This window comes from Dactylosporangium sp. NPDC048998, assembly GCF_043197855.1.
In the GTDB taxonomy this organism is placed as follows: Bacteria; Actinomycetota; Actinomycetes; order Mycobacteriales; family Micromonosporaceae; genus Dactylosporangium.
On record NZ_JBICTV010000002.1, the window covers coordinates 552392 to 577949 of the forward strand.

22 protein-coding genes are annotated in these 25558 nt (G+C 73.1%); 11 read left to right on the plus strand and 11 right to left on the minus strand.

Annotated elements, in window-relative coordinates:
• Positions 1 to 51 precede the first annotated feature (51 nt).
• The 5 genes from ACGFI8_RS06585 to ACGFI8_RS06605 all read right to left on the minus strand — a co-directional run bounded on the left by ACGFI8_RS06585 (position 52) and on the right by ACGFI8_RS06605 (position 4504).
• Positions 52 to 1245, minus strand: a complete 1194-nt coding sequence (locus ACGFI8_RS06585) for a MarP family serine protease (RefSeq protein WP_392800832.1) — start codon at positions 1243 to 1245, stop codon at positions 52 to 54.
• 4 nt (positions 1246 to 1249) lie between these two features.
• Positions 1250 to 1903 carry an NUDIX hydrolase gene (locus tag ACGFI8_RS06590; protein WP_392800835.1) on the minus strand — a complete coding sequence of 218 codons (654 nt, stop codon included), beginning with the start codon at positions 1901 to 1903 and terminating at the stop codon, positions 1250 to 1252.
• A complete protein-coding gene (locus ACGFI8_RS06595) occupies positions 1900 to 2520 on the minus strand; it encodes a TlpA family protein disulfide reductase (RefSeq protein ID WP_392800838.1) in 621 nt (206 codons plus the stop codon). The genes ACGFI8_RS06590 and ACGFI8_RS06595 overlap by 4 nt, the downstream gene beginning before the upstream one ends.
• Positions 2517 to 3194, minus strand: coding sequence for an endonuclease III (gene nth / locus ACGFI8_RS06600; RefSeq protein WP_392801261.1), 678 nt, complete (start codon positions 3192 to 3194; stop codon positions 2517 to 2519). The genes ACGFI8_RS06595 and nth overlap by 4 nt, the downstream gene beginning before the upstream one ends.
• A 110-nt stretch (positions 3195 to 3304) precedes the next feature.
• Positions 3305 to 4504: a CapA family protein gene (locus tag ACGFI8_RS06605; protein ID WP_392801262.1), complete on the minus strand. Its 1200-nt coding sequence runs from the start codon at positions 4502 to 4504 to the stop codon at positions 3305 to 3307.
• Positions 4505 to 5231: 727 nt separating this feature from the next.
• Here ACGFI8_RS06605 and ACGFI8_RS06610 point away from each other — a divergent pair.
• The 8 genes from ACGFI8_RS06610 (at position 5232) to ACGFI8_RS06645 (ending at position 15081) form a co-directional block, all read left to right on the plus strand.
• On the plus strand, positions 5232 to 5909 hold the full coding sequence (locus tag ACGFI8_RS06610) for a Crp/Fnr family transcriptional regulator (protein ID WP_392800841.1): 678 nt from the start codon (positions 5232 to 5234) through the stop codon (positions 5907 to 5909).
• 119 nt (positions 5910 to 6028) lie between these two features.
• Entirely contained in the window at positions 6029 to 6613 is a 585-nt protein-coding gene (locus ACGFI8_RS06615) for a TetR/AcrR family transcriptional regulator (protein ID WP_392800844.1), read from the plus strand.
• A gap of 21 nt (positions 6614 to 6634) precedes the next feature.
• Positions 6635 to 7441: a TIGR03084 family metal-binding protein gene (locus ACGFI8_RS06620; protein ID WP_392800846.1), complete on the plus strand. Its 807-nt coding sequence runs from the start codon at positions 6635 to 6637 to the stop codon at positions 7439 to 7441.
• Positions 7438 to 9165, plus strand: a complete 1728-nt coding sequence (locus ACGFI8_RS06625) for an acyclic terpene utilization AtuA family protein (protein ID WP_392800849.1) — start codon at positions 7438 to 7440, stop codon at positions 9163 to 9165. The genes ACGFI8_RS06620 and ACGFI8_RS06625 overlap by 4 nt, the downstream gene beginning before the upstream one ends.
• Entirely contained in the window at positions 9162 to 10271 is a 1110-nt protein-coding gene (locus ACGFI8_RS06630) for an acyl-CoA dehydrogenase family protein (RefSeq protein WP_392800851.1), read from the plus strand. Before ACGFI8_RS06625 ends, ACGFI8_RS06630 begins: the two co-directional genes overlap by 4 nt.
• Positions 10272 to 10274: 3 nt before the next feature.
• Positions 10275 to 11855: an acyl-CoA carboxylase subunit beta gene (locus ACGFI8_RS06635; RefSeq protein WP_392800853.1), complete on the plus strand. Its 1581-nt coding sequence runs from the start codon at positions 10275 to 10277 to the stop codon at positions 11853 to 11855.
• Positions 11856 to 11865: 10 nt separating this feature from the next.
• A complete protein-coding gene (locus ACGFI8_RS06640; protein WP_392800856.1) occupies positions 11866 to 13896 on the plus strand; it encodes a biotin carboxylase N-terminal domain-containing protein in 2031 nt (676 codons plus the stop codon).
• Positions 13897 to 13920: 24 nt separating this feature from the next.
• Positions 13921 to 15081, plus strand: a complete 1161-nt coding sequence (locus ACGFI8_RS06645; protein ID WP_392800859.1) for an acyl-CoA dehydrogenase family protein — start codon at positions 13921 to 13923, stop codon at positions 15079 to 15081.
• Between the two features lie 16 nt (positions 15082 to 15097).
• Here the strand turns inward: ACGFI8_RS06645 and ACGFI8_RS06650 are convergent, their stop codons facing one another.
• The 5 genes from ACGFI8_RS06650 to ACGFI8_RS06670 form a co-directional block, all read right to left on the minus strand.
• Positions 15098 to 16792, minus strand: a complete 1695-nt coding sequence (locus tag ACGFI8_RS06650) for a protein kinase (RefSeq protein WP_392800862.1) — start codon at positions 16790 to 16792, stop codon at positions 15098 to 15100.
• A gap of 61 nt (positions 16793 to 16853) precedes the next feature.
• Positions 16854 to 20438, minus strand: coding sequence for an adenylate/guanylate cyclase domain-containing protein (locus ACGFI8_RS06655; protein WP_392800864.1), 3585 nt, complete (start codon positions 20436 to 20438; stop codon positions 16854 to 16856).
• Positions 20435 to 21220, minus strand: a complete 786-nt coding sequence (locus tag ACGFI8_RS06660; RefSeq protein WP_392800866.1) for an MBL fold metallo-hydrolase — start codon at positions 21218 to 21220, stop codon at positions 20435 to 20437. Before ACGFI8_RS06660 ends, ACGFI8_RS06655 begins: the two co-directional genes overlap by 4 nt.
• Positions 21221 to 21419: 199 nt before the next feature.
• Complete coding sequence (locus ACGFI8_RS06665) at positions 21420 to 21878, minus strand: RidA family protein (RefSeq protein WP_392800869.1); 459 nt, start codon at positions 21876 to 21878, stop codon at positions 21420 to 21422.
• 1 nt (position 21879) lies between these two features.
• Positions 21880 to 22038 (minus strand): hypothetical protein, encoded by a 159-nt coding sequence (locus ACGFI8_RS06670; RefSeq protein WP_350549782.1) that lies wholly within the window; start codon positions 22036 to 22038, stop codon positions 21880 to 21882.
• 124 nt (positions 22039 to 22162) lie between these two features.
• Between ACGFI8_RS06670 and ACGFI8_RS06675 the strand changes: the two genes are divergently transcribed.
• From ACGFI8_RS06675 to ACGFI8_RS06685, 3 genes are read left to right on the plus strand one after another with little or no spacing between them, the layout of a single operon-like run.
• A complete protein-coding gene (locus ACGFI8_RS06675) occupies positions 22163 to 23038 on the plus strand; it encodes a hypothetical protein (RefSeq protein WP_392800872.1) in 876 nt (291 codons plus the stop codon).
• Positions 23039 to 23068: 30 nt separating this feature from the next.
• On the plus strand, positions 23069 to 24046 hold the full coding sequence (locus ACGFI8_RS06680; protein WP_392800874.1) for an ArsA-related P-loop ATPase: 978 nt from the start codon (positions 23069 to 23071) through the stop codon (positions 24044 to 24046).
• A 28-nt stretch (positions 24047 to 24074) separates the two neighbouring features.
• Positions 24075 to 25217 (plus strand): ArsA family ATPase, encoded by a 1143-nt coding sequence (locus ACGFI8_RS06685; RefSeq protein ID WP_392800877.1) that lies wholly within the window; start codon positions 24075 to 24077, stop codon positions 25215 to 25217.
• A 21-nt stretch (positions 25218 to 25238) separates the two neighbouring features.
• Here ACGFI8_RS06685 and ACGFI8_RS06690 read toward each other — a convergent pair whose 3' ends face one another.
• Positions 25239 to 25544 carry a WhiB family transcriptional regulator gene (locus ACGFI8_RS06690; protein ID WP_392800880.1) on the minus strand — a complete coding sequence of 102 codons (306 nt, stop codon included), beginning with the start codon at positions 25542 to 25544 and terminating at the stop codon, positions 25239 to 25241.
• Between the last annotated feature and the right edge of the window lie 14 nt (positions 25545 to 25558).

The window sequence follows — 25558 nt, forward strand, 5'->3', positions numbered from 1 at the left end:
CGGCCAAGAAGGCGCTGAGAACGGGCGGACGCCGGACCGGTACCGGATCCGCTATGCGCACTTACCGGTGCTCGTCGGGTCCGTGTGCGCCTTGCCCGCCTCCGCGACGACCGACGCCTCGTCCGCCGTCACCGCGAAGCCTGTCTGCGGGTCGTCGGCCGCCGCGGCGAAGATGACGCCCAGGACCGTGCCGTCCGTGGAGAGCAGCGGGCCGCCCGAGTTTCCGGAGCGGACCAGCGCTCGGATGGTGTAGATCTCGCGGGTGACCTTGCCGTCGTCGTAGATGTCCGGACCGGTGATGTTGCGGTAGTCGCGGATGCGGGCCGATTGTGCGTCGTACGGGCCGTCGAGCGGATAACCGAGCACGATCGCGTCGGCGTTGGACTCGGACTTCTTCGCGGCGAACTGCATGATCGGGGCGTTGAGGTTCTTGACGTACAGCACCGCGATGTCACGCTGCGGGTCGTAGGCGACCACGGTCGCGGGCAGCTGGCGCGAGGAGCCGTCGACGAGCACGTTGACGGTCTTGGTGCCGGCGACGACGTGGGCGTTGGTCATCACGCGGTTTGGCGCGTAGACGAACCCGGAGCCCTCGATGCGCCGCGAGCAGCTCGGGGCCTGGCCGAGGATCTTGACGACCGACTTCTTGGAGTTCTTGACGAGCTCGGAGCCGGCGAGCGCGGGGTCGGGCGGGGAAACCTCCTTGACCCGCGTCGGGGATAAGCCGTCGAACACGTTCGGGAAACCACGCGTGTCCACCGTGTCGCGCAGCGCCTGCGACAGCGCGCTGGCCTGCGCGGGCATGGCCCTGTCGATCACGTTCAGGATGATCGAGTTGCTCACCGAGCGGGCCAGCCAGGGCAGCGACGATGCGCTCAGCGGTGCGGCGACCAGCCACACTACGAGCAGAACCGCGACCACCGAGACCACGGCGCCGCCGGCGTTGTCCACGGCCTGCGCGTTGCGGCTCACGATCGCGTTGCGCAGCCGGTTGCCCACGAAGCCGGCCAGCGCCTGACCGGCCACGGCCAGGCCGAACACGGCGGAGAGCGAGATGACCACGCGGGCCGGGTCGGACGTGAAGAAGCGCTCGGCGAGCAGCGGCCCGAGCTGCAGGCCGAGCAGCGCGCCGCCGAAGAAGCCGACGAATGACAGGAGACCAACAAGGAACCCCTGGCGGTAGCCGTTGATGGCAAACATCACCATGAGGAGCAGGAGGACGATGTCGATCACGCTGCCAGACACGCATTCAATGTACGGGTGCCGCACCAGATGCCGGCAGCTCCTCAACCCGGCCGGTCGGCCAGTCCACCGCCCATCCGCCGAGTTCCAGCAGCGTAGACAGCACGCCAGCGGTGAAACCCCACACCAACATGTCGTGAATCCGAAACGCCGGGCCGATCCATCCGCTCGGGTGGCGAAGCCGCAGGCGGTGCGCCGGATCGGCCAGTTCGCGGATCGGCAGGCGCTCGACGCGGGCCACCTCGCGCGGGTCGGCGGGGCCGACCGGGTGCGGCTCGCGCCACCAGGCGAGCACGGGCGTGACGAGGAAGTTACTCACCGGGATCCACATCGTGGGCAGGATGGCGACGACCTCGACGGTGCTGGGGTCCAGGCCCACCTCTTCCTCGGCCTCGCGCAGCGCGCAGGCGATCGTGTCGGCGTCGCCGGGGTCGACCGCCCCGCCGGGGAAGGCGGGCTGGCCGGCGTGGTTGCGCATGGTCGCGGCACGCTGCAGAAGGAGCACGTCGGGTCCGGTCGCGGGGTCCTCGCCGAACAGCACGAGGACCGCGCTCTGCCGGTGCCCCTCGCCGTCCGGGGTGGGCAGCCGCGTGAAGTCGGAAGCCTCGGCCGAGCGCAGCCGAGTGAGCAAAGGTTGGAACCAATTCGGCAGATCGCTCATACCGACACCCCGAGATACTGCTGCGTCAGCTCCTTCAGCCGCGCCTCGGTGAGCGGCTCGCCCTGGTAGGCGTACGCGATCCGGCCATCCGGCGTGATGAACAGCGTCGCCGGCAGCGCCGACATCAGCGCCTTCGACACCAGCGGACTCACCGCGATCGCCAGCTGCTGGCCCTGGTCCTCCAGCATCGGGAAGGTCAGCTTCATCTCGTCGATCACGGACTGGGCCTGGTCGTGGCGGTCGCGCGTGACCACGCCCACGACCCGGACGCGGCCGGCGCCGTCCGCGGCGAACTGCGCCAGCGTCGGCAGCTCGACCCGGCACGGCGTGCACCAGGAGGCCCAGAGGTTGACGATCGTGGGCTGACCGCCCAGGTCGGCGACGTCCGTGAACCGGCCGCCGGAGAAGCACGGCAGCGCCATAGCGGGCAACACGGGCCCGGACCCGGTACCCCCGGAAGGCGCCGAAGGCCCTGAGGACTCGGGCGGCGCGGGCGAGGCGCGCTCGATGCACCGCGGACCCGTCGGGGCGCCCGCGCCGGTGGGCGCCTTGACGTCGGCGGTGCAGGCCGCGAGCCCGAGCAGTAACGCCCCGACCAGGAGCAGCCGGCCCCTCACAGGACCAGCTCGGCGAGCTCGGCGGCTCGGGGACCCTTGAGCAGCTTGACCGCCTCCTCGACGTCGGTCGGGCCCAGGCCGTACGTCGGGCAGTCCCGCCGCAGGGTGCACGCCCCGCAGGCGGGCTTGCGCGCGTGGCAGACACGGCGGCCGTGGAAGATCACGCGGTGCGAGAGCATCGTCCAGTCACGCGGCGCGAAGAGGGCGGCCACGGCGAACTCGATCTTCACCTCGTCGGTCTCGGGCGTCCAGCGCCAGCGCTGGACGAGCCGGCTGAAGTGGGTGTCGACGGTGATCCCGGGCACGTCGAAGGCGTTGCCGAGGATCACGTTCGCGGTCTTGCGCCCGACCCCGGGCAGCGCCACGAGCTCGCCGAGCGTGCCGGGCACCTCGCCGTCGTGCCGCTCGACGAGGGCCTGGCCCAGCCGGATCAGCGAGTCGGTCTTGTTGCGGAAGAAGCCGGTCGGCCGGATGAGCTCCTGCATCTCCAGGCGGTCGGCTGCGGCGTAGGCGACGGCGTCCGGGTAGCGCGCGAACAGCTTCGGCGTCACCTGGTTGACCCGCTCGTCCGTGCACTGGGCGGAGAGGATCGTGGCGACGGCGAGCTCGAGTGGGTTGGTGAAGTCCAGCTCGCAGTGCGCATCGGGGTGGATGATCGCGAGCGCGCGCCCCATCCGCCGCGCCCGTCGCTTCAACGCCAGCGCGGTCTCGGTCACGCAACGACAATACGTCGCCCGCGACCGAGGCCCCGATCGAGCAACCACGCCGTGCTACCACCGAACGGCTAGGAGGCCGGTGGCGTGATGGTCCCGTCCCCGGCGATCTTCGCGCCGGTGGTCGGGAAGTCCTGCTTCGTGAGGTTGGACACCATCGGGATCGCCTGCTTCTTCGGGTCGGGCTGGGGCAGCCCGGGCGAGATCATGTACGTGGCGGTCAGTGAGCCGCTCTTCCACGTGCCGTCGCCGAGCAATCGGACCTTGAGCACGCCGCCGATGCCGACCGTGCCGTTGTAGCTCAGCGCCTTGTATCCCCCGAAGTTGCCCAGGCTGTAGGCGATCAGCCGGCCCTTGTAGAACTCCATCGCGCGCATGACGTGCGGGCCGTGCCCGACGACGAGATCGGCGCCGGCGTCGACGACCCGGTGGCCGAAGGCGATCGGGTCGCAGCGGTTCTCGCCGAGGAACATCTCCGTGCCGGGCTTGACGTGGGTCTTGTCCGCGCCCTCGGCGCCCTGGTGGACCTGGACGACCACGATGTCGGCCTTGGTCGCGGCCTCCTTGACGATCTTCTCGGCGGCGTCGAGGTCGTAGCAGAGGTTCGACCACTTGTAAGAGGCGAACCCGACCACGGCGATCTTCACGCCCTTGACCTCGCCGATGGAGATCATGCCCGGCCAGCCGGTGTACTTGATCCCCGCGTTGTCCAGCGTCTTCTGCGAGTTCTGGTAGCCCACCTCGCCGTAGTCGTACGCGTGGTTGTTGGCCATGTTCATCATCATGAAGCCGGCGTCCTTGAGGTTTTGCACGAACGCGGGCGGGGTGCGGAAGGCGAAGCAGGTCTTGCCGGCGCTCTCGGCGGAGCACTTGCCCACGCCGGTGTCGTCGGTCAGCACCTGCTCGAGGTTGCCCATCTGGAAGTCGGCGGTGAGGTACTGCTTCACCGGGTCGAAGAAGCCCTTGCCGTTGTTCGGCGGCAGGCCGCCGGGGGCCATGCCCATGACGATGTCGCCGGTCGCGCTGAGCGTGATGCCGTCGGCCGGGCCGGGGACGGCGCCGGCGGCGGCCTTCGACCCGGCGGGCCCGGAGCTGCCGCCCCCGACCGCCTGCTGCTGGGTGGGGCCCTGGCCCGCGGCGGGCTTGTCGCTGCCGCTGAGGAACGTGGCCGCGCCCGCGGTGCCGGCGCCGATGACCACCACCGCTACGGCGCCGAGGATGATCGCGGTCCGCCGCCCGCCGCCGCGCGGGGCCGGGGGATCGCCGGGCAGCGGGAGCTTGCGCCGGCCGGCGCGCTCCTCGGGCTGGTACGCCTTGGCCGAGTACAGATCCTCCGGACGGGTCGGCCCGGGGATCGGCTCGCGGCCGCCCCCGTACAGGGGCCCGGTGCCCTGGTTGCCGCCGTACACCGGCCCGGTGCCCGGGCCACCGCCGGCCTGGCCACCGCCGTAAATCGGCCCGGTGCCCTGGTTGCCGCCGTAGATCGGCCCGGTGCCCTGACCCCCGGTGCCCTGGCCACCGCCGTAAATCGGCCCGGTGCCCTGACCCCCGCCGGCCTGGCCGCCGCCGTAGACATTGCCGGTGCGGCCCGCCGCAAAGCCGTCAAAACGGCCCGTACTGGGGTCGTAACCTCCGGCCTGCCCGGTCGGTTGATCGTGTGGGGACGCGGGAGAGGTGCCATACCCGGTCCGGTCGTCGCGCCGTTCCGGCTGCTCGTCCGGCCAGCGAGACGGTCCGCCGTACACCGTCATGGGTTCCTCACTCCACCGCTCGGCGACTCCCCGCGCCCACGACGAGCGCGAGCGGATCGTAGTCCGACGCGAAGATATCGCACACCGGCGAGCCCCGGGCCGCCCTTGTGTGCGACAGCCGCGCCGCAGGTCGGCGAGTATCATGACCTCCTGCCCATCGTTCGGAACACGACCCCGTATGCATAAACTGGCGTTCGCGCGGTCGCTTTCGAAGCGAACGACGCGCCGACGGATTGAGGTGGACGCGATGGACGAGGTACTGGCTCGCAGCGGCATTTTCCAAGGGGTCGAGGCCGAGGCCGCGGAATCCCTCGCCAAGGAGATGGAGACGATCGACGTCCGCAAGGGCGAGGTCGTGTTCAGCGAGGGCGAGCCCGGCGACAGTCTGTACATCGTGCTGTCCGGCAAGATCAAGGTTGGCCGCCGCGCGGCCGACGGGCGGCAGAACCTGATCGCGGTCATGGGCCCCAGCGACATGGTCGGCGAGCTGTCGCTGTTCGACCCGGGCCCGCGCACGGCCACCGCCACCGCGGTGCTCGACACCCGGCTGGCCCGGCTGCGCAAGCAGGCGCTGCGGCCCTGGCTGAACAACCGGCCGGAGATCGCCGAGCAGCTGCTGCGCGTGCTGGCCCGGCGCCTGCGGCGGACCAACGACGCGCTGGCCGACCTGATCTTCACCGACGTGCCCGGCCGCGTGGCCAAGACGCTGCTGCAGATGGCCGGTCGTTTCGGCACCCGCGACGGCGGCGTCCTGCGGGTCAACCACGACCTCACGCAGGAGGAGATGGCCCAGCTCGTCGGCGCCTCGCGCGAGACGGTGAACAAGGCCCTCGCCGACTTCGCCTCGCGCGGCTGGCTGCGGCTCGACGGCAAGAGCGTGATCATCATGGACCCGGAGCGCCTCGCCCGCCGCGCGCGCGTGTAGTTACCAGCACAGTCGGCAGCAACAGACACCCCTGAGCCGCCCGCCAACCGGGCGGCTTAGTTTTCCGGCAAAAAACAATCAGTCTTGACTGTTTGTTTCCGGCGGTACACCCTGAAGGAATGACCGCACAGCAGGAGCGCAGCCGCGTCACCCAGCGGCGCCTGCTGGAGGCCACCGTCGAGTGCCTCTACGAGTTCGGCTGGTCCGGCGCGACCACCACGGTCATCGCCGAGCGGGCCGGCGTCTCCCGGGGCGCCCAGCTGCACCACTACCCGACGCGCGCCGCCCTGGTGCTCGCCGTCGTGCAGCACCTCGCCGAGCGGCGGGCGGAGGAGATCCGCACCGAGGCCGCAGCGCTCACCGGCGACCGCGAGCGGCGCCTCGACCACGTGATCGAGCTGCTCGCGTCGGCGTTCACCGGCCCGCTGTTCGTCGCCGCGCTCGAGGTCTGGGTCGCCGCGCGCACCGACGCCGAGCTGCGCGACGCGCTCGTGCCGATCGAGGCCCGGGTCGGCCGCGAGATGCACCGCCTGACCGTCGAGCTGCTCGGCGCCGACGAGTCGCGGCCGGGCGTGCGCGAGGCCGTCCAGGCGACGCTCGACCTGCTGCGCGGGCTCGGCGTCGCCAACCTGCTCACCGACGACACCCCGCGCCGCACCCAGCTCCTCGCGGCCTGGAAGCAGCAGCTGGCAAGGCTCATCTAGCAGATCGACCGGGAGATAGCGATGGTGCTGCTCGACGAGGTACTACGCGACCTGCACGCGGAGTCCGAGGCACTCGACCGGCTGGTCAGCGGCCTGAGCCCGGACGACTGGAGCCGGCCGACCCCCGCGCCCGGCTGGACCGTCGCGCACCAGATCTCGCACCTGCACTGGACCGACGAGGCCGCCACGCTCGCCAACGCCGACCCCGCCGGGTTCATCGCCCGGCTCAGCGAGACGCTCGAGGACCCCTCCACCTTCGTCGACCGGGCCGCCGCGGCCGGCGTGGCCCCGCCCGACGAGCTGCTCCCCCGCTGGCGCGCCGGCCGCGCGGCGCTCGCCCGGGCGTTGACGGGCGTTCCGCCCGGCGAAAGGCGCCCCTGGTTCGGTACCGCGATGTCGCCGCTGTCCAGCGCGACCGGCCGGATGATGGAGACCTGGGCGCACGGGCGGGACATCGCCGAGACGTTCCCCGACGACGAGCGGGCGCGGGAGCACCTGCGCCCCACGCAGCGGCTCCGGCACGTGGCCCATATCGGGTACCGCACGATCGGCCACGGCTTCGAGAGCCGCGGCCGGCGGGCCCCGGGCGCGCCGTTCCGGGTCGAGCTGTCCACGGTCGGCGGGGCGCTTTGGGTGTACGGTCCACCGGACGCGCCCAACCGGGTGACCGGTCCGGCCCTGGACTTCTGCCTGCTGGTCACGCAGCGCCGGCACCCCGCCGACCTGGGCCTGCGGGCGACCGGCGACGACGCCGCCGAGTGGCTGACGCTGGCCCAGGCGTTCGCCGGCCCGCCCGGCGCCGGCCGCGAGCCCCGGGCGGCGCGATGAGCACCGGCGCCGCGCTGCGGATCGGCAACGCCTCCGGCTTCTACGGCGACCGCCTCCCGGCCTGGCGCGAGATGCTCGACGGCGGCGAGCTGGACGTGCTGACCGGCGACTACCTCGCCGAGCTGACCATGCTCATCCTGGGCCGCGACCGCGTGAAGGACCCGGCGACCGGCTACGCCAAGACGTTCCTGCGCCAGCTCGAGACCGTCCTCGGCACCGCCCAGGAGCGCGGCGTCCGCCTCGTGAGCAACGCCGGCGGGCTCAACCCGGCCGGGCTGGCCGACGCGATCCGGGCGCTCGCCGCCCGCCTCGGCCTGCGGGTCGCGGTCGCCCACGTCGAGGGCGACGACGTCAAGGACCGCGCCGCCGAGCTGGGCCTGGGGCTGCCGCTGACCGCCAACGCGTACCTCGGCGCGTTCGGCATCGCCGAGTGCCTCTCCGCCGGCGCAGACGTCGTCGTCACCGGCCGGGTCACGGACGCGTCGCTGGTCGTCGGCCCCGGCATCGCCCGGTTCGGCTGGACCCGCGACGACCTCGACGCCTTGGCCGGCGCCACGGTCGCGGGCCACGTCCTCGAGTGCGGGGCACAGGCCACCGGCGGCAACTTCGCGTTCTTCACCGAGCTGCCCGACGGCGCCCGCCGCCCCGGCTTCCCGCTCGCCGAGCTGCACGCCGACGGCAGCGCCGTGATCACCAAGCACCCCGGCACCGGCGGCGCGGTCACGGTCGAGACGGTGACGGCGCAGCTGCTGTACGAGATCGGCGCCCCCGCCTACGCCGGCCCCGACGTCGTCGCCGACTTCGCCACGATCCGCCTCGCCCCCGACGGCCCCGACCGCGTCCGCATCGACGGCGTCCGCGGCGCCCCGCCCCCGCAGGCGGTCAAGGTGGGCGTCAACGCGCTGGGCGGCTTCCGCAACGCCATGACGTTCGTGCTGTGCGGCCTGCGGATCGAGGAGAAGGCTGCCCTGGTGCGCGCCCAGCTCGAGGACGCGCTCGGCCCGGAGGGCCTGGAGTTCGCGCTGGCCCGCACCGACCGCCCCGACGCCGCCGACGAGCCTTCCGCGAGCGCCCTGCTCACGGTGCATGTGAAGGACCACGACCCCAAGCGCGCCGGGCGGACGTTCTCGCAGGCCGCCGTGGAGCTGGCGCTGGCCTCGTACCCGGGGCTGGCGCTGACCGCTCCGCCGGGCGACGCCACCCCGTTCGGCGTCTTCACCGGCCACGCGATCCCGCAGGGCGCGGTCGACCACGTGGCCGTGCTACCGGACGGGACCCGGCGGCACATCCCTCCACCCGAGAGCGGCGCCGCGAGCAGCGCTACGAGCGGCCTCACGAGCGGCCCCGCGAGCGATCCGGACACTGACGTGTCCGGATTTATCCGGCAAGATACGATTCGCGCCCCGCTCGGGGTGCTGTTCGGGGCCAGATCCGGGGACAAGGGCGGTGACGCCAACATCGGCGTCTGGGCGCGCACCGACCGGGCGTACGAGTGGCTGCGCGCCGAGCTCACCGTCGAGCGGCTCAAGGAGCTGCTGCCCGAGACCGGCCCGCTGCGGACCGAGCGACACGAGCTGCCCAACCTGCGCGCGGTCAACTTCGTGATCCACGGGATCCTCGGCGAGGGGGTCGCGGCCAGCACGCGGTTCGATCCGCAGGGCAAGGCGCTCGGCGAGTGGCTGCGTTCCCGGGTGGTCGACCTGCCCGAAGAGCTGCTGCCATGAACGATCCGTTCGAGACCGAGGAGCGGCGCCGACTCCGCGAGCTGACGAGGGCGTTCGTGACGCGCGAGGTGCGCCCGAATCTCGACGAGTGGGAGCGCGCCGGCGAGGTGCCCCGCGAGCTTCACCGTACCGCCGCGGAGATCGGCCTCCTCGGGATCGGCTTCGCCGAGGAGGTCGGCGGGTCCGGTGGGGACCTGCTCGACAGCGTCGTGGTCACCGAGGAGCTGATCCGGGCCGGCGGGTCGTCGGGGCTGGTCGCGGCGCTGTTCACGCACGGTATCGCGCTGCCGCACATCGTCGCGACCAGCGACCCGGCGCTGATCGAGCGGTTCGTGCGCCCGACGCTGCGCGGCGAGCGCATCGGCTGCCTGGCGATCACCGAGCCGGACGGCGGGTCCGACGTGGCCGGCGTGCGCACGCGGGCGGTGCTCGACGGGGACCAGTACGTCGTCGACGGCACGAAGACGTTCATCACCAGCGGGGCGCGCGCCGACTTCGCCACCACGGCGGTGCGGACCGAGGCCGGGTTCCGGCTGCTCGTGGTCGACGGCGGGTTCTCCGTCACCCGCCGCCTGGACAAGATGGGCTGGCACTGCTCGGACACCGCCGAGCTCGCGTTCGTCGGCGTACGGGTGCCGAAGGGTCACGTCGTGGGCGGGTTCGCCGAGCTCATGACGCACTTCGCGACCGAGCGGATCTCGCTGGCGGTCCAGGCGTACGCGACCGCGCAGCGCTGCCTGGACCTCACGCTGGCGTGGGTGCGCGACCGGCACACGTTCGGCCGTCCGCTGGCGAGCCGGCAGCTCGTGCGGCACCGGCTGGCAGAGATGGCGCGGCAGGTCGACGTGGCGCGCGCATACGTCCGCCACGTCGCGATGCGTGTCGCAAGCGGCGAGCGGCTCGTTACGGAGGTGGCGATGGCGAAGAACACCGCGGTCGCGGCGTGCGATCACGTCGTCGACCAGGCCGTGCAGTTGCACGGCGGCCTGGGGTACCTGCGCGACGCCGAGGTCGAGCGCCACTACCGCGACGCTCGGATCATGGGCATCGGCGGCGGGACCACGGAGATCATGAACGAGATCATCGCGAAGCAGTTGGGGGTCTGAGGCATGCCGGTGTTGACGAGCAACCTCGACCCGCGCGGAAGCGCCTATCAGGAAAATCGCCAGGCGATGCTCGAACGGCTGACCGAGCTGGAGTCGGCGCTGCGGCAGGCGCGCGGCGGCGGGGGCGAGAAGTATGTGGCCCGCCACCACGCGCGCGGCAAGCTGCTGCCGCGCGAGCGCATCGAGCTGCTGGTCGACCGCGACTCGCCGTTCCTGGAGCTGTGCCCGGTCGCCGCGTGGGGCACCGACTACCCGGTCGGTGCGAGCGTCGTGACCGGCATCGGCGTCGTCGAGGGCATTCCCTGCGTGATCGTGGCCAACGACCCGACCGTGCGGGGTGGCGCGGTCAACCCGTTCTCGCTCAAGAAGACCCAGCGGGCCGGGCAGATCGCCCGGGAGAACCGGCTGCCGCTGATCAACCTGGTCGAGTCGGGCGGCGCGGACCTGCCGCAGCAGGCGGAGATCTTCATCCCGGGCGGGGCCGCGTTCCGGGACCTGACCCGGCTGTCGGCGGCGGCGATCCCGACGGTCGCGGTGGTGTTCGGCAACGCGACGGCGGGCGGCGCGTACGTGCCGGGCATGTCGGACTACACGATCTTCGTGCGCGACCGGGCGAAGGTGTTCCTGGCCGGGCCGCCGCTGGTGAAGATGGCGACCGGCGAGACGGTGGACGACGAGACGCTCGGCGGCGCGGCGATGCACGCGACGCGCTCGGGCCTGGCCGACTTCGTGGCCGAGGACGAGCGCGACGCCCTGCGCCTGGCGCGCGGCTGTATCCGAAATTTCCGAAATTTCGGACCGGGCCGCACCTATGGCCCCGAACCGAAGTTCGGCGCCGACGACCTGCTGGGCATCCCGAGCGCGGACCTGCGCGTGCCGTTCGACCCGCGCGAGATCCTCGCCCGGATCCTCGACGGCAGCGAGTTCGACGAGTTCAAACCGGCCTACGGTGCGGCGTTGTGCACCGGCTGGGGCGCGATCCACGGCCACCGCGTCGGCGTGCTGGCCAATGTCCGCGGCGTGCTGTTCTCCGCCGAGGCGCAGAAGGCCGCCCAGTTCATCCAGCTGGCCAACAGCAGCGGCACCCCGCTGGTCTTCCTGCAGAACACCACCGGGTACATGGTCGGCAGCGAGTACGAGCAGGGCGGCATCATCAAGCACGGCGCACTGATGATCAACGCGGTGGCGAACTCGCGGGTGCCGCACCTGACGATCAACATCGGCGCGTCGTACGGCGCCGGCAACTACGGCATGTGCGGCCGCGCCTTCGAGCCGCGGTTCCTCTTCACCTGGCCCAACGCCAAGTCCGCGGTCATGGGGCCGCAGCAGCTGGCCGGCGTGCTGTCGATCGTGGCCCGGCAGGCGGCCGAGGCCAAGGGGCAGGTCTACGACGAGGAGCAGGACCGCACCATGCGGTTCATGGTCGAGCACAAGGTGGAGCAGGAGTCGGCGGCGCTGTTCCTGTCCGGCCGCCTCTACGACGACGGCGTGATCGACCCGCGCGACACCCGCACCGTGCTGGGCATGTGCCTGGCGCTCGTGGGCACCGGCGAAACCGCCCAATTCGGCGTATTCCGGCACTAGGGGAGCGATAGTGATCAGAAGGCTGCTGGTAGCCAACCGCGGCGAGATCGCCCGCCGGGTGTTCGCCACCTGCCGGGCGATGGGGGTCGAGACGGTCGCCGTCCACTCCGACGCGGACGCCGACTCCCCGCACGTCGCCGAGGCCGACTACGCCGTGCATCTGCCCGGCAACTCGCCGGCGGCGACCTACCTGCGCGGCGATCTGCTGATCGCGGCGGCCCGCAAGTGCGGCGCCGACGCGGTACACCCGGGATATGGGTTTCTCTCGGAGAACGCCGACTTCGCGCGGGCGGTGATCGACGCGGGCCTGACCTGGGTCGGCCCGTCGCCGAAGGCGATCGCGATCATGGGCTCGAAGCTGGAGGCCAAGGCGCTGCTGGCCGAGGCCGGGGTGCCGATGCTGCCGACCGCCGTCGAGCCCGAGGACGTCGACACCTTCCCGGTGCTGGTCAAGGCCTCCGCAGGCGGCGGCGGCCGGGGCATGCGGATCGTGCGCGACCGGGAGTCGCTGGCCGAGGCCGTGGCGGCGGCGCGCCGCGAGGCCGCGTCGGCGTTCGGCGACGGGACGGTCTTCTGCGAGCGGTACGTCGAACGCGCCCGCCACATCGAGGTCCAGATCATGGCGGACTCGCACGGCAACGTGGTCCCGCTCGGCGAGCGCGAGTGCTCGATCCAGCGGCGGCACCAGAAGATCGTCGAGGAGACCCCGTCGCCGGCGGTCGACGCGGCGCTGCGTGAGCGGCTCTGCCAGGCGGCGATCGCGGCCGCCCGCGCGGTCTCCTACGTCGGCGTCGGGACCGTCGAGTTCCTGCTCGCGCCCAGCGGTGAGTTCTTCTTCCTGGAGATGAACACCCGGCTGCAGGTCGAGCACCCGGTGACCGAGTGCGTGGTCGGCGTCGACATGGTCCGGCTGCAGCTGGTCGTGGCCGAGGGCGGCGCGCTGCCGTTCAACGGCCCGCCGCCGCTGCGCGGCCACGCGATCGAGGTCCGCCTGTACGCCGAGGATCCCGCGTACGCCTGGATGCCCTCCACCGGCACGCTGCACCGCTTCGACGTCCCCGGGGTCGAGCACGCGTTCGGCCCGCTGCCCGCGCCCGGCCTGCGGCTGGACTCCGGCGTCGCCGACGGCTCGGTCATCGGCGTGCACTACGACCCGATGCTCGCGAAGCTGATCGCCTGGGCGCCGACCCGCGCCGAGGCCGCCCGGATGCTCGGCGGGGCCCTCGCGCGGGCGCGCATCCACGGCGTGACGACCAACCGCGACCTGCTCGTGCGGGTGCTGCGGCACGCGGCGTTCCTGTCCGGCGGTACCGACACCGGCTTTCTCGACCGCCACCCCGAGGTGTTCGCGCCCCTGCTCTCCTCGGTCGACGCGGTGCGGCTGTCGTGCCTCGCGGCGGCGCTGTCCGGCGCCGCGCGCCGCGCCAAGACCGCGCTGCTGCCCGGCCTCCCCTCCGGCTGGCGCAACGTGCCCAGCGCGCTGCAGACGGTGGTGTACGAGGGGCCGACCGGCACGATCGAGGTCGGCTACCGGCTGGACCGCGCCAACGACCTCGCCGCTTGGGCGGTGCGCCGGATCGATCCGGAGCACCCGAGGAACGCTGGGCTGCCCGGCGCCGCGCTCGACCCGGCCGGCGCGCCCGACCACCCGCCGGCGGCGATCCTCAGCGCGACCGGCGAGCGGGTGGTGCTCGACGTCGGCGGCGTGCGGCTGCAGTTCGCGGTCCACGAGGTCGACGGGGCGTCCTTCGTGGACAGTCCCGAGGGCTCGGTGACGCTGACGGAGCTGCCGCGGTACCCGCTGCCCGTCGCCGAGCAGCCCGAAGGCTCCCTGGTCGCGCCGCTGCCTGGCGCGGTCGGCCGGGTGCTCGTCGAGCCCGGCCAGCGGGTCGCGGCCGGCGACCTGCTGCTGACGGTGGAGGCGATGAAGCTCGAACACCCCGTGCACGCCCCCACCGACGGCGTCATCAGCGACCTGCGGGTCGCGGCCGGCTCGCAGGTCGAGTCCGGCGCACTACTGGCAGTCCTCACCCCCGCCTAGCACCTCCCCTCATGAGGAGCGTTCGTGGACTTCGACTACACCCCTCAACAGCAGGACCTCCGCGACGCGGTCGCCAAGCTCGGCAAGCGCTACGGTCACGAGTACTTCGTGCGCAAGGCGAAGGCCGGCGAGCACTCCGACGAGCTGTGGGAGGAGGCCGCCCGGCTCGGCTACCTCGGCGTCAGCGTGCCCGAGCGGTACGACGGCGGTGGCGGCGGCATCACCGAGCTCGCGATCGTCTGCGAGGAACTGGCCGCGGCCGGAGCGCCGCTGCTGCTGCTCGTCGTCTCCCCTGCCATCGCGGCCACGATCGTGGCCAAGCACGGCACGGACGCCCAGCGGCAGGCCATGCTGCCCGGCTTCGCCGCCGGCACGCTGAAGGTCTGCTTCGCCATCACCGAGCCGGACGCCGGCTCCAACTTCCACAAGCTCAGCACGGTGGCCCGGCCGTTCGAGGGCGGCTACTCGCTGACCGGCCGGAAGGTGTACATCTCGGGCGTCGACGAGTGCTCGAAGATCATGGTGGTGGCGCGCCTGGAGGACGAGCGCACCGGACGGCTCAAGCCCGCCCTGTTCGTGGTGCCGACCGACGCGCCGGGCCTGACCGCGACCAAGCTGGACATGGAGATCGTCAGCCCCGAAAACCAATTCATGGTGTACCTCGATGACGTGCGCGTCCCGGCCGGTGCGCTCATCGGCGAGGATCCCGAGGCGGGCCTGCCGGCGCTCTTCTCCGGGCTCAACCCGGAGCGGATCACGGTGGCCGCGATGGCGTGCGGCACGGCCCGCTACGCCCTCGAGCGCGCCTCCACCTACGCCGCGACCCGCGCCGTGTGGGGCCGCCCGATCGGCAGCCACCAGGGCGTGGCGCATCCGCTCGCGCACGCCCACATCCAGGTGGAACTCGCCCGGCTCATGGTCGCCAAGGCCGCGTCCCTCTACGACGTCGGCCGCGATTTGGAGGCGGGCGTGGCGGCGAACATGGCGAAGTACGCCGCCGCCGAGGCCGCCGCGCTCGCCGTCGACACCGCGATTCAGTCGCTGGGCGGCAACGGCATGACCACGGAATTCGGCGTGGCCACCCTGCTCGGCGCGGTCCGGGCCGGCCGGATCGCACCGGTCTCCCGCGAGATGATCCTGAACTTCGTGTCCCAGCACCTCATGGGCCAGGAGAAGTCGTACTGACCCGCCACAGCGCGGCTCAGCGGGACTTGTGCAGTTGCTCGCCGGTCAGGGCGTCGTCGCCCTTGCCGGCCAGGCAGCGGAACGTGGTCTGGCCGGCCTTCTGGGTGTCGAGGCTCGGCAGGAGCACGTCGATCCGCCAGTTCGTGGCGGCGATGTTGACCGAGACGAGGGTCGGCAGGCTGCACACCGCGGCCACGGCCGGGTCCTTCTTGTCGGAGACGGCGCTGCCGGCGGGCAGGTCGCCGTATGCGAACACCTCCCACGTGTGGCGGCCCGAGCAGTCCACCGGGGACGGTTTCGCGTCGAAGCACTCCGGGGTGTCGGAGCAGCGGGCGCCCGGGCCGGCGACCGGGCCGCACGTGGCCAGGGGCGGGACGGCGATCGCCGACTGCGACGCGGCGGGCTCCGGGCTGTCACCGCCGGACCCGTACGCGATGGCGATCCCCGCCAGGACGGCCACCGCCACCAGCCCGCCGATCACGCCCAGCCACACGCCCCGCCGGCTCGCCGCCGGAGGCTCGACCGGCGCCACGAACGGATCAGCCGGCGGCGCCACCGGCGCCTCCGACGACGCGACATCCCCGCGCTCGCCGCGCAAACCCGACGAATCAGCATCAGATGCCGCGACGGGCCCGGCGGCAGAAGAACCAGGGGAAGAACCAGGAGAAGAAACGGAAAGGCCGGCAGGACCGCCGGAGCGGGCTGCCAGCGGGTCGGTCGGGGGCTCCTCCGGGCCGGCCTGGTGCGGGACGGTCTGCTCCGGGTCGCGCGGGAACCCGCCCAGGAACGGCGAGTCGAGCAGCCGGTCGGCCGGGGGAGGGGGCGGCAGCGGGGGCGACGTATAGACCGGCTCGACCGACGGCGAGCCCAGCGGCGGCAGGATCACCTGGGGTGGCGGGGCCATCTGCAGGGCCGTCAGCGCATCGCGAAGCTGCAGCGCCGTGGGCCGGGCCGCGTCGTCGTTGGACATGCCGGCGCGCAGGATCGCCATCAGGTCGTCGGGGCAGCCCGGCAGGTCGGGGATGTGCTCGTTGAACATGTCGACCAGCGACAGCAGGCTGGGCATCTGGTCGGCGCGCCAGCGGGGCGGGCGGCCGCGCAGGAGGGCGTAGAGCGTGGCGCACAACGCGTAGACGTCGGCGGCGGGGCCCGGCGGGGCGTGGCGGAACGTCTCGGGCGGCGCGTAGGCCGGGGTGAGCACGTCGAGGGTGATCGACACGTCGCGCCACTCGGCGAGGATGGCCAGGCCGAAGTCGGCCAGGGCGGGCTCGCCGAACCGGCTGAACAGGATGTTGGCCGGCTTGACGTCGCGGTGCAGGACGCCCAGCGAATGCGCGTCGGCGAGCGCATCGGCGATCTTGAAGCCGACCTCGCGGACCTCGGCGGGGCTCAGCGGGGCGGTGCGCATCCGCTCGGCATAGGAGCCGTCGCAGAGCTCCATGACCAGGTAGGGGTGGCCGTCGCCGGTGACGCCGGCGTCGAACAGGTCGACGACGTGCGGATGGCTGGACATGCGGCCGGCGGCGCGCGCCTCGCGCAGGAAGCGGCGGCGGTCGCGCTCGGTCTCGATCGTGCGGTTTTCGACCTTGACGGCGACGTCGCGGCCGACCGACTCCTGCTCAGCCCGGTAGACGGTGGCATAGCCGCCGCGGGCCAGCACGGAGAACCCGGTCAGGCCGGGCACCGTGGGGAGTGGAGTCGATGCGGTCACGGCTAAGACGGTACGACAGGGGTCTGACAATTCTCCGTCACGCATCGGCCACACCCGAATTTCAGGACTCGGCGACCACCGGAACGGAGTCGTTCGCGCACTCAGCGTTGGCGTCGAGCGCCTCCTGGAGTACCGCCGCGGCATAATCGCGACCGCGCACGTCCTCGCCGGGCGCGGACTGCGCCTGCCGGGCCCAGTCGAGGGCCTCGGCGTTGCGCCCGGCCGCGAGCAGCGCCGAGGCGTAGGCGGCCACCGCGTGCCGGCGCGAGAAGATCACCGACGGGCCGGGACGCTCGGCGGCGACGCAGCCGAGGGTCTCCAGCGCCGTGGCCAGGTCGCCCTGGGCGAGGCGGGCCAGCCCGAACAGCACGCGCGGGCCCACCTTGGCCGGCTCCAGCACGTCGTGGGTCTCCACGACCTCCAGCACCGCCCGGGCGTCGGCCTCGGCGGCGACCGGATCGCCCCGGTCGAGGCTGACGAAGCCGCGGAGCGTGCGGGACATGCCGAGCAGGAGCGGGTGGCCGGTCTTCTCGCCGTACTCGGTGGCGTCGGAGAGCAGGTCGTAGGCGTGCGCGGGCTCGGACAGCTCGCGCGCGACGACGCCGCGGACCACCAGCGCCAGGCCGCGGCCCCAGTCGTCGCCGGCGGCGGCGAACTCGCGGTACGCCCGCCGGGCCTCGCGGTCGGCCTCGGCCAGGTCGCCGCTCTCGGCCGCGGCGAACGCCTCGACCGCGCGCAGCGTGCCGACCGCCCAGGCGTCGCCGACCCGCTCGCCGAAGGGCAGGAAGGCCTTGGCCAGCCGGCGGGCCTCGCCGAGGCGGCCGGCCAGCAGCCGCACGAACGCCGTCGTGCCGCGCAGCCAGGCGCGCCCGACCGGGTCGCCGAGCTCGGCGAAGCGGCGCGCGGCCCGCCCCAGCGCCGCGTCGGCGCCGGCGAAGTCGCCGCGGGTGGTGGTGACCCAGGCCAGGTGTTGCAGCGACCACGCCTGGGCGCGCCGGTCGCCGGCGGTGACCGCGATCTGGAACGACTCGGCGAACCGGCCGCCGGCCTCGGCCAGGCGCCCCTCCAGGAAGTCGGCCATGCCGAGGCGGCGCATGGCGTCGCCGCGCTCGTACGTCAGGTGCGCCGCCGTCGCCGCCTCCAGCGCCTCGGTCAGCGTCCGGTAGCTGCGCCGGTGATCGCCCATGGCCCGGTAGGCGCGCCCGGCCACGAGCAGGGCGCCGACCCGCACGGCGGCGTCGTCGCCCGCGTTGGCGGTGATCTTCTCGGCGAATCCGAGGGCCTCCGCCGAGCGGCCGAGCTGGAGCAGCGCCCGGGCGTGCACGAGCCGGTCGGCGGTCGGCAGCGCACCGGCGCCGAGCGCCGCGGCGCGGTCGCCGGCCTGCGCGGCCTGCGCCGGCTCGCCGCTGGACAGCGCGGCCCGGGCGGCCCGGCCCAGCGCCTGGACGCCCAGCGGCGCGGCGGAGCGGGCGAGCGAGTCGGGGCGCAGCCCGACGACGTCGGCCAGGTGCCCGGCGCGCTCGGCGTGCTCGGCGATGAAGGCGTCGGCGGCGCCGATGGTCATGTTGAGCCCGGTGACGTTGCCGGTGCCGCCGGCCGCGAGGAACGCGGTGACCGCGGCCGAGGCCCACCGCGACAGCGCGGCGTGCCGCTCGGCGAGGTCGGCCTTGCCGATGCCGGCGTACGCCGCCTCGCGCAGCAGCGGGGTGGCGAACGCGTAGCCGCCCCGGCCGCGGCGCAGCATGCGGCGCTGCAGCAGCTCCTCGACGGCTCGCTCCAGCTCGACGGCGGCGACGACCGCCGGGCGGGCCGGCTGGCCGGGCGGGTTGAACCGCAGCGCCTCCAGGGCCCGGGCCGGCACGTTGTCGCCGATGACGGCGGCGTCGCGCAGCACCGCGCGGGTGTCGGCCGGCAGCGCGTCGATGCGGGCGGCGAGAACCGCGGCGAGGTCGCGGGAGAGCAGCCGGCCGCCGAGCGAGCCGGGCGTGAGCCGCCAGCCGGACGGGTCGGTGCCGGCCACGGTGGTCAGCGCGCCGCGCTCCTGCAGCAGCGTGACCAGCTCGGCGAGGTAGAACGGGTTGCCCTGGGCGGTGGCCAGCAGCCGGTCCTCGTCGGGCGGGGCCAGCCGGCCGCCGCCGAGATACGCCGAGAGCAGCCGGGCCGCGTCCGAACCGCGCAGCGGCGGGATGGGTACCACCTCGGCGTCGGCGATGCGGGTCAGCACGCCGGCGGAGCGGACCAGCTCGGGCCGGCCGAGCAGCACGATGAGCACCGGGCCGCTGAGCCGCTCGATGGTGGCGCCGAGCGCGTCGAGGGTCTCCGCGGTGGCGTCGTGCAGGTCGTCGACGATCACCACGAGCGGGGTCTCCGCGGCCAGGCCGGACAGCAGCTCGGCGACGGCGTTGGGCACGGCGTCCAGGTCGAGCTCGTCGGGCTTGCCCAGCCCGGGCTGGCCGGGTGCCACTGCGCCCAGCCGGCCCAGCCCGGACGCGGGGGCGACCCAGGTGGTGTCGCCGACGGCCTCGGTGTACCCGATCAGGCTCAGCAGCAGGTCGCTGGCGAACCGCGGCGGCTCCGGCCGGCCCCGGGCGGCGCGGGCCAGCCGCTGGGCGAGGCGGCGCAGCCGCTCCTCGACCGCCTCGCGGGTGAGCGCGGCGTCGGGCGGCAGGCCGATCGCGGCCCGGACCAGGTCGGCCAGCGGCGCGAGCCGGCGCCGCTCGCCGAACGCGGCGCAGTGCACCGACAGCACGCGGGCGCCGCCGCCGGGCGCGAAGCCCGCGCTGGGCGTGTATCCGGCGCCGCCGAGGTAGCCGGCGGCGAACCGCTCGATCTCGCCGGCCAGCCGGGTCTTGCCCAGGCCCGCCTCGCCGGTGAAGACCAGCACGCGCGGCTCCTGCCGGTCGGCGATCTCGGCGAGGCGGCCGGACACGCGGCCCAGCTCGGCCTCGCGGCCGACGAACGGCGCCTCGTCGCCGAGGCCGGAGCGAGTGCCCGGGGCATCGAGCAGGCCGAGGAGCTCGAACGCGTCGACCGGCTCCCGCTTGCCCTTGAGCCGCAGCGGGCGCAGGGCGCGCCAGGAGGCCAGGCGGCGGGTGGACGAGGAGGTGCGGTCGCCCGCGTACACGGCGCCGATCGCGGCGGCGTCGGCCAGCCGGGCGGCGGTGTTCACGGTGTCGCCAATGACCGTGTACTCGATGCCGGCCTGCACGCCCGCGACCACCGGCCCGGTGTTGAGCCCGATGCGCAGCCCGAGCGGGGCGCCGCCGCCGCGCTCGTCGTCGAGCACCCGGCGCACCGCGCGCTGCATCGACAGGGCGGCGCGCACCGCGCGCTCGGCGTCGTCCTCGTGCGCGACCGGCGCGCCGAACACGGCCATGATGCCGTCGCCGGTGAGCTTGTCGACGTGTCCGCCGAAGGTCTTGACGGCACCGGCCAGCGCGGCCAGCACACGGTCGGTGACGGCACCGACGCGCTCCGGATCCAGGTCCTCGGACCAGGCCGTGAAGTCGGACAGGTCACCGAACAGGACGGTGACGATCCGCCGCTCGGCCGCGGGCAGGGTGGCGGCGCCGGGCAGCGCGGAGCCGCAATGGTGGCAGAACCGCGCACCGGGAACGGCCACAGTCCCGCACACCGAACACGTCACGTTGCACTCAACCCATCAACCGGCCGGTGTGATTCCCGTCGCAGGAAATCGAGCTGCGCACGCACGCTCCACTCGGCCGCGGGCCACAGGTCGCGGTCGACGTCGGCGTAGACGCGCGCCACGACCTCGGCGGCGTCGGTCGCGCCCGCGGCGACCGCGGCGCGGACCTGCTCGAGCCGGGCCTCGCGGTGGTCGCGGTAGAAGCGGGCGGCGACGCCGGCGTCGCTCAGCGCGGGCCCGTGGCCGGGCAGCGCGGGCCGGCCGTCGAACGCCGCGAGCCGGGCCAGGCTGTCGAGGTAGTCGCCGAGGTTCCCGTCGGGCCAGGCCACCACCGTCGTACCCCGGCCGAGGATCGTGTCGCCGGTCAGCACGATCTCTTCGCCGCCGTACCGCACGACGAAGCAGACGGAGTCCCTGGTGTGCCCGGGCGTCGGCAGCGGCTCGAGCGTGACCCCGCCGGCGTCGAGGCCCTCGAGCACGGGCGGGTGGTGCACGGGCGCACCGGTGAGCTCGGCCAGCCGCGACACGCCCTCCGTATGGTCGATGTGACCGTGGGTGAGCACGATGGCCGCGACGGGCGCGTGTGCGGCGACCGCGCGCAGGTGCCCCTCGTCGAGGGGTCCCGGGTCGACCACGATGCTGCCGCCGCCCGGGGCGCGCAGCAGCCACGTGTTGGTGCCGTCCAGCGTCATCGGCCCCGGATTCGGCGCGCGGACCAGCGTCACCCAGTCGGGCAACGCTTCGAGGACCTCGGCCGCGGGGGTGGTGACGTGGCTTACCACGAGGGAATCCTACGGCGGTGCGGTTCGGCCGACACGTCACCCGACCGGCCATTGGAAGGCCCGTTCTCCTTGGCGAGCCGGGCACGTTCTGAACGTTCGGCGAGTCGTATATGTCCGCCACACCGTGACGGACATATACGACATTTCGGTTATGTTCGCTTCGCTATCATATGTTCGCTTCGCTCAGCCCGCGGGCCGCTCAGGCGATCTCCACGATCGCCTCGACCTCGACCGGCGCGTTCAGCGGCAGCGAAGACACGCCCACCGCGCTGCGCGCGTGGCGGCCAGCGTCGCCGAAGACCTCGCCGAGCAGCTCGCTCGCGCCGTTGATGACCGCGGGCTGGCCGGTGAAGCCGGGCGCCGAGGCGACGAACCCGACGATCTTCACGACCCTCACCACCCGGCCGAGGCCGACGAGCGCCTCGACGGCGGCGAGCACGTTGATCCCGGACTGCCGGGCGAGCTCCTTGGCCCGCTCCGGCGAGACGTCCGCGCCCACCAGCCCGGTGGCCAGCAGCGCGCCGTCGACCATCGGCAGTTGGCCGGAGACGTACACGTGGTTGCCCGTCTGCACCGCGGGCACATAGGCGGCCACCGGCGGTACCACGGGCGGGATCGTGACCCCGAGCTCAGCGAGCCGGGCGTAGACGTCGCCCATCTCAGCCGGCCTTCGGGCGCTTGAAGTAGGCGACCAGGTTTTCCGGGTTGGGGCCCGGGACGACCGTCACCAGCTCCCAGCCCTCCTCGCCGAAGTTGTCGAGAATCATCTTGGTGTTGTGGACCAGCAGCGGTGCGGTCAGGTACTCCCATTTCTGCATGTGGGGACAGTAACGCCGCGCGAGACCGGCCCGTCGGGCACAGGCTGATATCGGGGGACCCCACGGATCGCCTCCTGCCGCTACTGTGAGGGCCGCCGTCGCGTGTCGCACAGAGGTGGGAAAGATGACGCAACCGCCCCAGTACCCGGGTCAGCCCGAGTATCAAGGCCAGCCGGGGCAGCCGGGGCAGGGCTGGCCGCCGCCACCGCCGGTGCAGGACCCGTTCGCGGCCCCGCCGGTGCAGGACCCGTATGCGGCCCCGCCGACCTCGGCGCCCCCGACCTCCGGGCAGCCGTATGCCTCCCCCTACGCACCGCCGACCTCGGCGCCCCCGACCTCCGGGCAGCCGTATGCGTCGCCCTACGCGCCGCCGACCGGGCAGATGCCGGCCACAGGCGCCTTCGGGCAGCCCACCGGGCAGTTCCCGCCGCCCACCGGGCAGTTCCCGACCGGGCCCATGCCCACCGGCCCGATCCCCCAGCCCGGGATGGCCCCGCCGTTCTCCGGGCCGCCGGCGATGGGCTATCCGGTGTATCCCCAGCAGGCCCCGGTCAAGAAGAAGCGCGGCCTGATGATCACGCTGATCGTCCTGGGCGTTGTGCTGGTGCTCTGCGGCGGTGGCGGCGCGGCCGCGTATTTCGTGGTGCAGAACAACCAGGGCACCGGCGCGTCGAGCCCGGTCGAGGCCGTCAACGGCTTCCTCACCGCGGTGTACAAGAACAAGAACACCGAGGAGGCGCTGAAGTACGTGTGCGCCTCGTCGCGGAACAAGGACAAGCTCGCGGCGCGGGTCGACGAGATCCGCCGGTTCGACGCGTCGCTGAGCAGCCCGACGTACACCTGGCCCGCGCCGACCGTGGAGAAGCAGGACAAGGACCAGGCCACGCTGATCGTGCCGGTCAAGGTGTCGACCAGCGACGAGAAGGTCTCGGAGATGAAGTACAAGTACATCGCCACGCAGAGCAAGGGCTGGTGGGTGTGCGAGATCACCGGCGCGTGATCGTTTCCTCGACCAGGTAGCGTCGAGGGCGTGACGACGCGCGACTCCGCAGACGGGCGGGGCGGCTATGGCTGGCCCGCCCGTCTGCATGTGGTCACCGGCAAGGGTGGCACCGGCAAGACGACGGTCGCCGCCGCCTTGGCCCTCGCTCTGGCCCGAGACGGCAAACGGACCCTGCTCATCGAGGTCGAGGCGCGGCAGGGCATCGCCCAGCTGTTCGACCGCGACCCGCTGCCCTACCAGGAGCTGCGCATCGCCACGGCCAGGGGCGGCGGGGAGATGCGGGCGCTGGCGGTGGACGTCGAAGAGGCGCTGCTGGAGTACCTCGAGATGTTCTACCGGCTGGGCGTGGCCGGCCGGGCGCTGCGCAAGGTCGGCGCGGTGGACTTCGCCACCACGATCGCCCCGGGCCTGCGCGACGTGCTGCTCACCGGCAAGATCAAGGAGGCGGTCACCCGGACCGCCGACGGCCGGCGCGTCTACGACGCTGTGGTGCTGGACGCGCCCCCGACCGGGCGGATAGGCCGGTTCCTCAACGTGACGGCCGAGACGGCCCGGCTGGCCAAGGTCGGCCCGATCAAGACACAGAGCGAGGGCGTCGCGGCCATCCTGCGCTCGCCGATGACCGCCGTGCACGTGGTCACCCTCCTGGAGGAGATGCCGGTCCAGGAGACCGCGGACGCGATCGACGAGCTCACGCGGCTGGGCATCCCCATCGGTACCGTCATCGTGAACGCCACCCGGCCGCCGGTCCTGGCGGGCGCCAAGCTCACCCAGGCCGACCTGCGCCGCGGGCTCGCCGCGGCCGGCGTGCCGGCCGACAAGGATCTCCTGGGCGGGCTGGTCGGCGAGGCGCGGGCGTACCAGACGCGGGTGGCCGCCGAGGCGTCGCTACGCGCCGAGCTGCAGGGTCTCGGCCGGCCGCTGGTCGAGCTGCCGGTCGTCACCGAGGGCGTGACCGCGGAAGCGCTCGAGTCGCTCGGTGATCTGCTCCTCACGTCTGCTTGAGGATGCCCCCAGCGGATACGCTCGCAATGTGCCTCCCACTGCCGAGCCGCGGTCGCCTCAGCTGGATCTTGATGCGGTCCTCGCCGACCGGGCGATCCGCATCGTGGTCTGCTGCGGCTCGGGCGGTGTTGGAAAGACGACAACGGCCGCGGCACTGGCGCTGCGGGCGGCGGAGGAGCACGGCCGGCGCACGGTGGTGCTGACCATCGACCCGGCCCGGCGGCTGGCCCAGGCGCTCGGCCTGACCGAGCTGGACAACACGCCCCGGCAGGTCAAGGGCCTGCAGCCGGACTCGGCCGAGCTCCAGGCGATGATGCTCGACATGAAGCGGACCTTCGACGAGGTCGTGCTCGCGCACACCGACCCGAGGAAGGCCGAGGAGATCTTCGCCAACCCGTTCTACCAGGCCATGAGCTCGACGTTCTCGGGCACGCAGGAGTACATGGCCATGGAGAAGCTCAGCCAGCTGCGCGCCCGCGACGAGTGGGACCTGATCGTGGTCGACACCCCGCCGTCGCGCTCGGCGCTGGACTTCCTCGACGCGCCCGCCCGCCTGTCGCGGTTCCTCGACGGCAAGATGCTGCGCCTGCTGCTGGCACCGGCGCGCGCCGGCGGCCGCAGCGTGTTCAACCTGGTCTCGGCCTCGTTCGGGCTGTTCAGCCGCACCGTGACGAAGATCCTGGGTGCGCAGTTGCTGACCGACCTGTCGGGCTTCGTCGGCGCGCTGGACTCGATGTTCGGCGGTTTCCGCGAGCGGGCCGAGCAGACGTATCGCGTGCTGCAGGCGCCCGAGACGGCATTCCTGGTCGTCGCGGCGCCCGAGCCGGACGCGGTGCGCGAGGCGGTGTACTTCGCCGGGCGGCTCGCCGCCGACCGGATGCCCCTGGCCGGCCTGGTGCTCAACCGGGTGGTGCCGGTCGCCGCGCCGCAGCTGTCCGCCGACGACGCGCGCGCGGCCGCGGCCCGCCTCGACGAGATCGGCGGGCACCCGGCCACGGCCGACGTGCTGCGCGTACACGCGGAACTCGCCGACCAGCACGACCGGCAGGCGGCGGTCTCCGGCCGGTTCCTGCACGCGTATCCGGGCGTGCCGGTCGTCCGAATTCCGGCACAGCCCGCCGACGTCCACGACCTCGACGGGCTGCGCGCGATCGGATCAACCTTCGCGTAGAGCGATTGGCGTTGTATCGACTCAGCCGGTCGGAACCAGCTCCTTGGTGTCCTTCTCGTTGCGGTCCATGGCCGCTTCGAACATCTTGCGCCAGCTGGGCACCTGCGGGTGACGGCGCAGCAACGCACGGCGCTCGCGCTCGGTCATGCCGCCCCAGACCCCGAACTCGATCCGGTTGTCGAGGGCGTCCGCCAGGCACTCGTACCGCACAGGACAGCTGCGGCAGATCCGCTTCGCCACGTTTTGCTCGGCGCCCTGAACGAACAGGGCATCCGGGTCGCCATTACGACACGCGGCGATGCTGGGCCAGTCGACGACCATGCTCATATTTCCTCTTCCCC

Bases quoted from the DNA above. Each gene is read 5' to 3' on its own strand.
- ACGFI8_RS06590 (WP_392800835.1), bottom strand. From the start codon at position 1,903: ATGAGCGATCTGCCGAATTGGTTCCAACCTTTGCTCACTCGGCTGCGC.
- nth (WP_392801261.1), bottom strand. From the start codon at position 3,194: ATGGGGCGCGCGCTCGCGATCATCCACCCCGATGCGCACTGCGAGCTG.
- ACGFI8_RS06610 (WP_392800841.1), top strand. From the start codon at position 5,232: ATGGACGAGGTACTGGCTCGCAGCGGCATTTTCCAAGGGGTCGAGGCC.
- ACGFI8_RS06615 (WP_392800844.1), top strand. From the start codon at position 6,029: ATGACCGCACAGCAGGAGCGCAGCCGCGTCACCCAGCGGCGCCTGCTG.
- ACGFI8_RS06620 (WP_392800846.1), top strand. From the start codon at position 6,635: ATGGTGCTGCTCGACGAGGTACTACGCGACCTGCACGCGGAGTCCGAG.
- ACGFI8_RS06625 (WP_392800849.1), top strand. From the start codon at position 7,438: ATGAGCACCGGCGCCGCGCTGCGGATCGGCAACGCCTCCGGCTTCTAC.
- ACGFI8_RS06630 (WP_392800851.1), top strand. From the start codon at position 9,162: ATGAACGATCCGTTCGAGACCGAGGAGCGGCGCCGACTCCGCGAGCTG.
- ACGFI8_RS06635 (WP_392800853.1), top strand. From the start codon at position 10,275: ATGCCGGTGTTGACGAGCAACCTCGACCCGCGCGGAAGCGCCTATCAG.
- ACGFI8_RS06665 (WP_392800869.1), bottom strand. From the start codon at position 21,878: ATGGGCGACGTCTACGCCCGGCTCGCTGAGCTCGGGGTCACGATCCCG.
- ACGFI8_RS06670 (WP_350549782.1), bottom strand. From the start codon at position 22,038: ATGCAGAAATGGGAGTACCTGACCGCACCGCTGCTGGTCCACAACACC.
- ACGFI8_RS06675 (WP_392800872.1), top strand. From the start codon at position 22,163: ATGACGCAACCGCCCCAGTACCCGGGTCAGCCCGAGTATCAAGGCCAG.
- ACGFI8_RS06690 (WP_392800880.1), bottom strand. From the start codon at position 25,544: ATGAGCATGGTCGTCGACTGGCCCAGCATCGCCGCGTGTCGTAATGGC.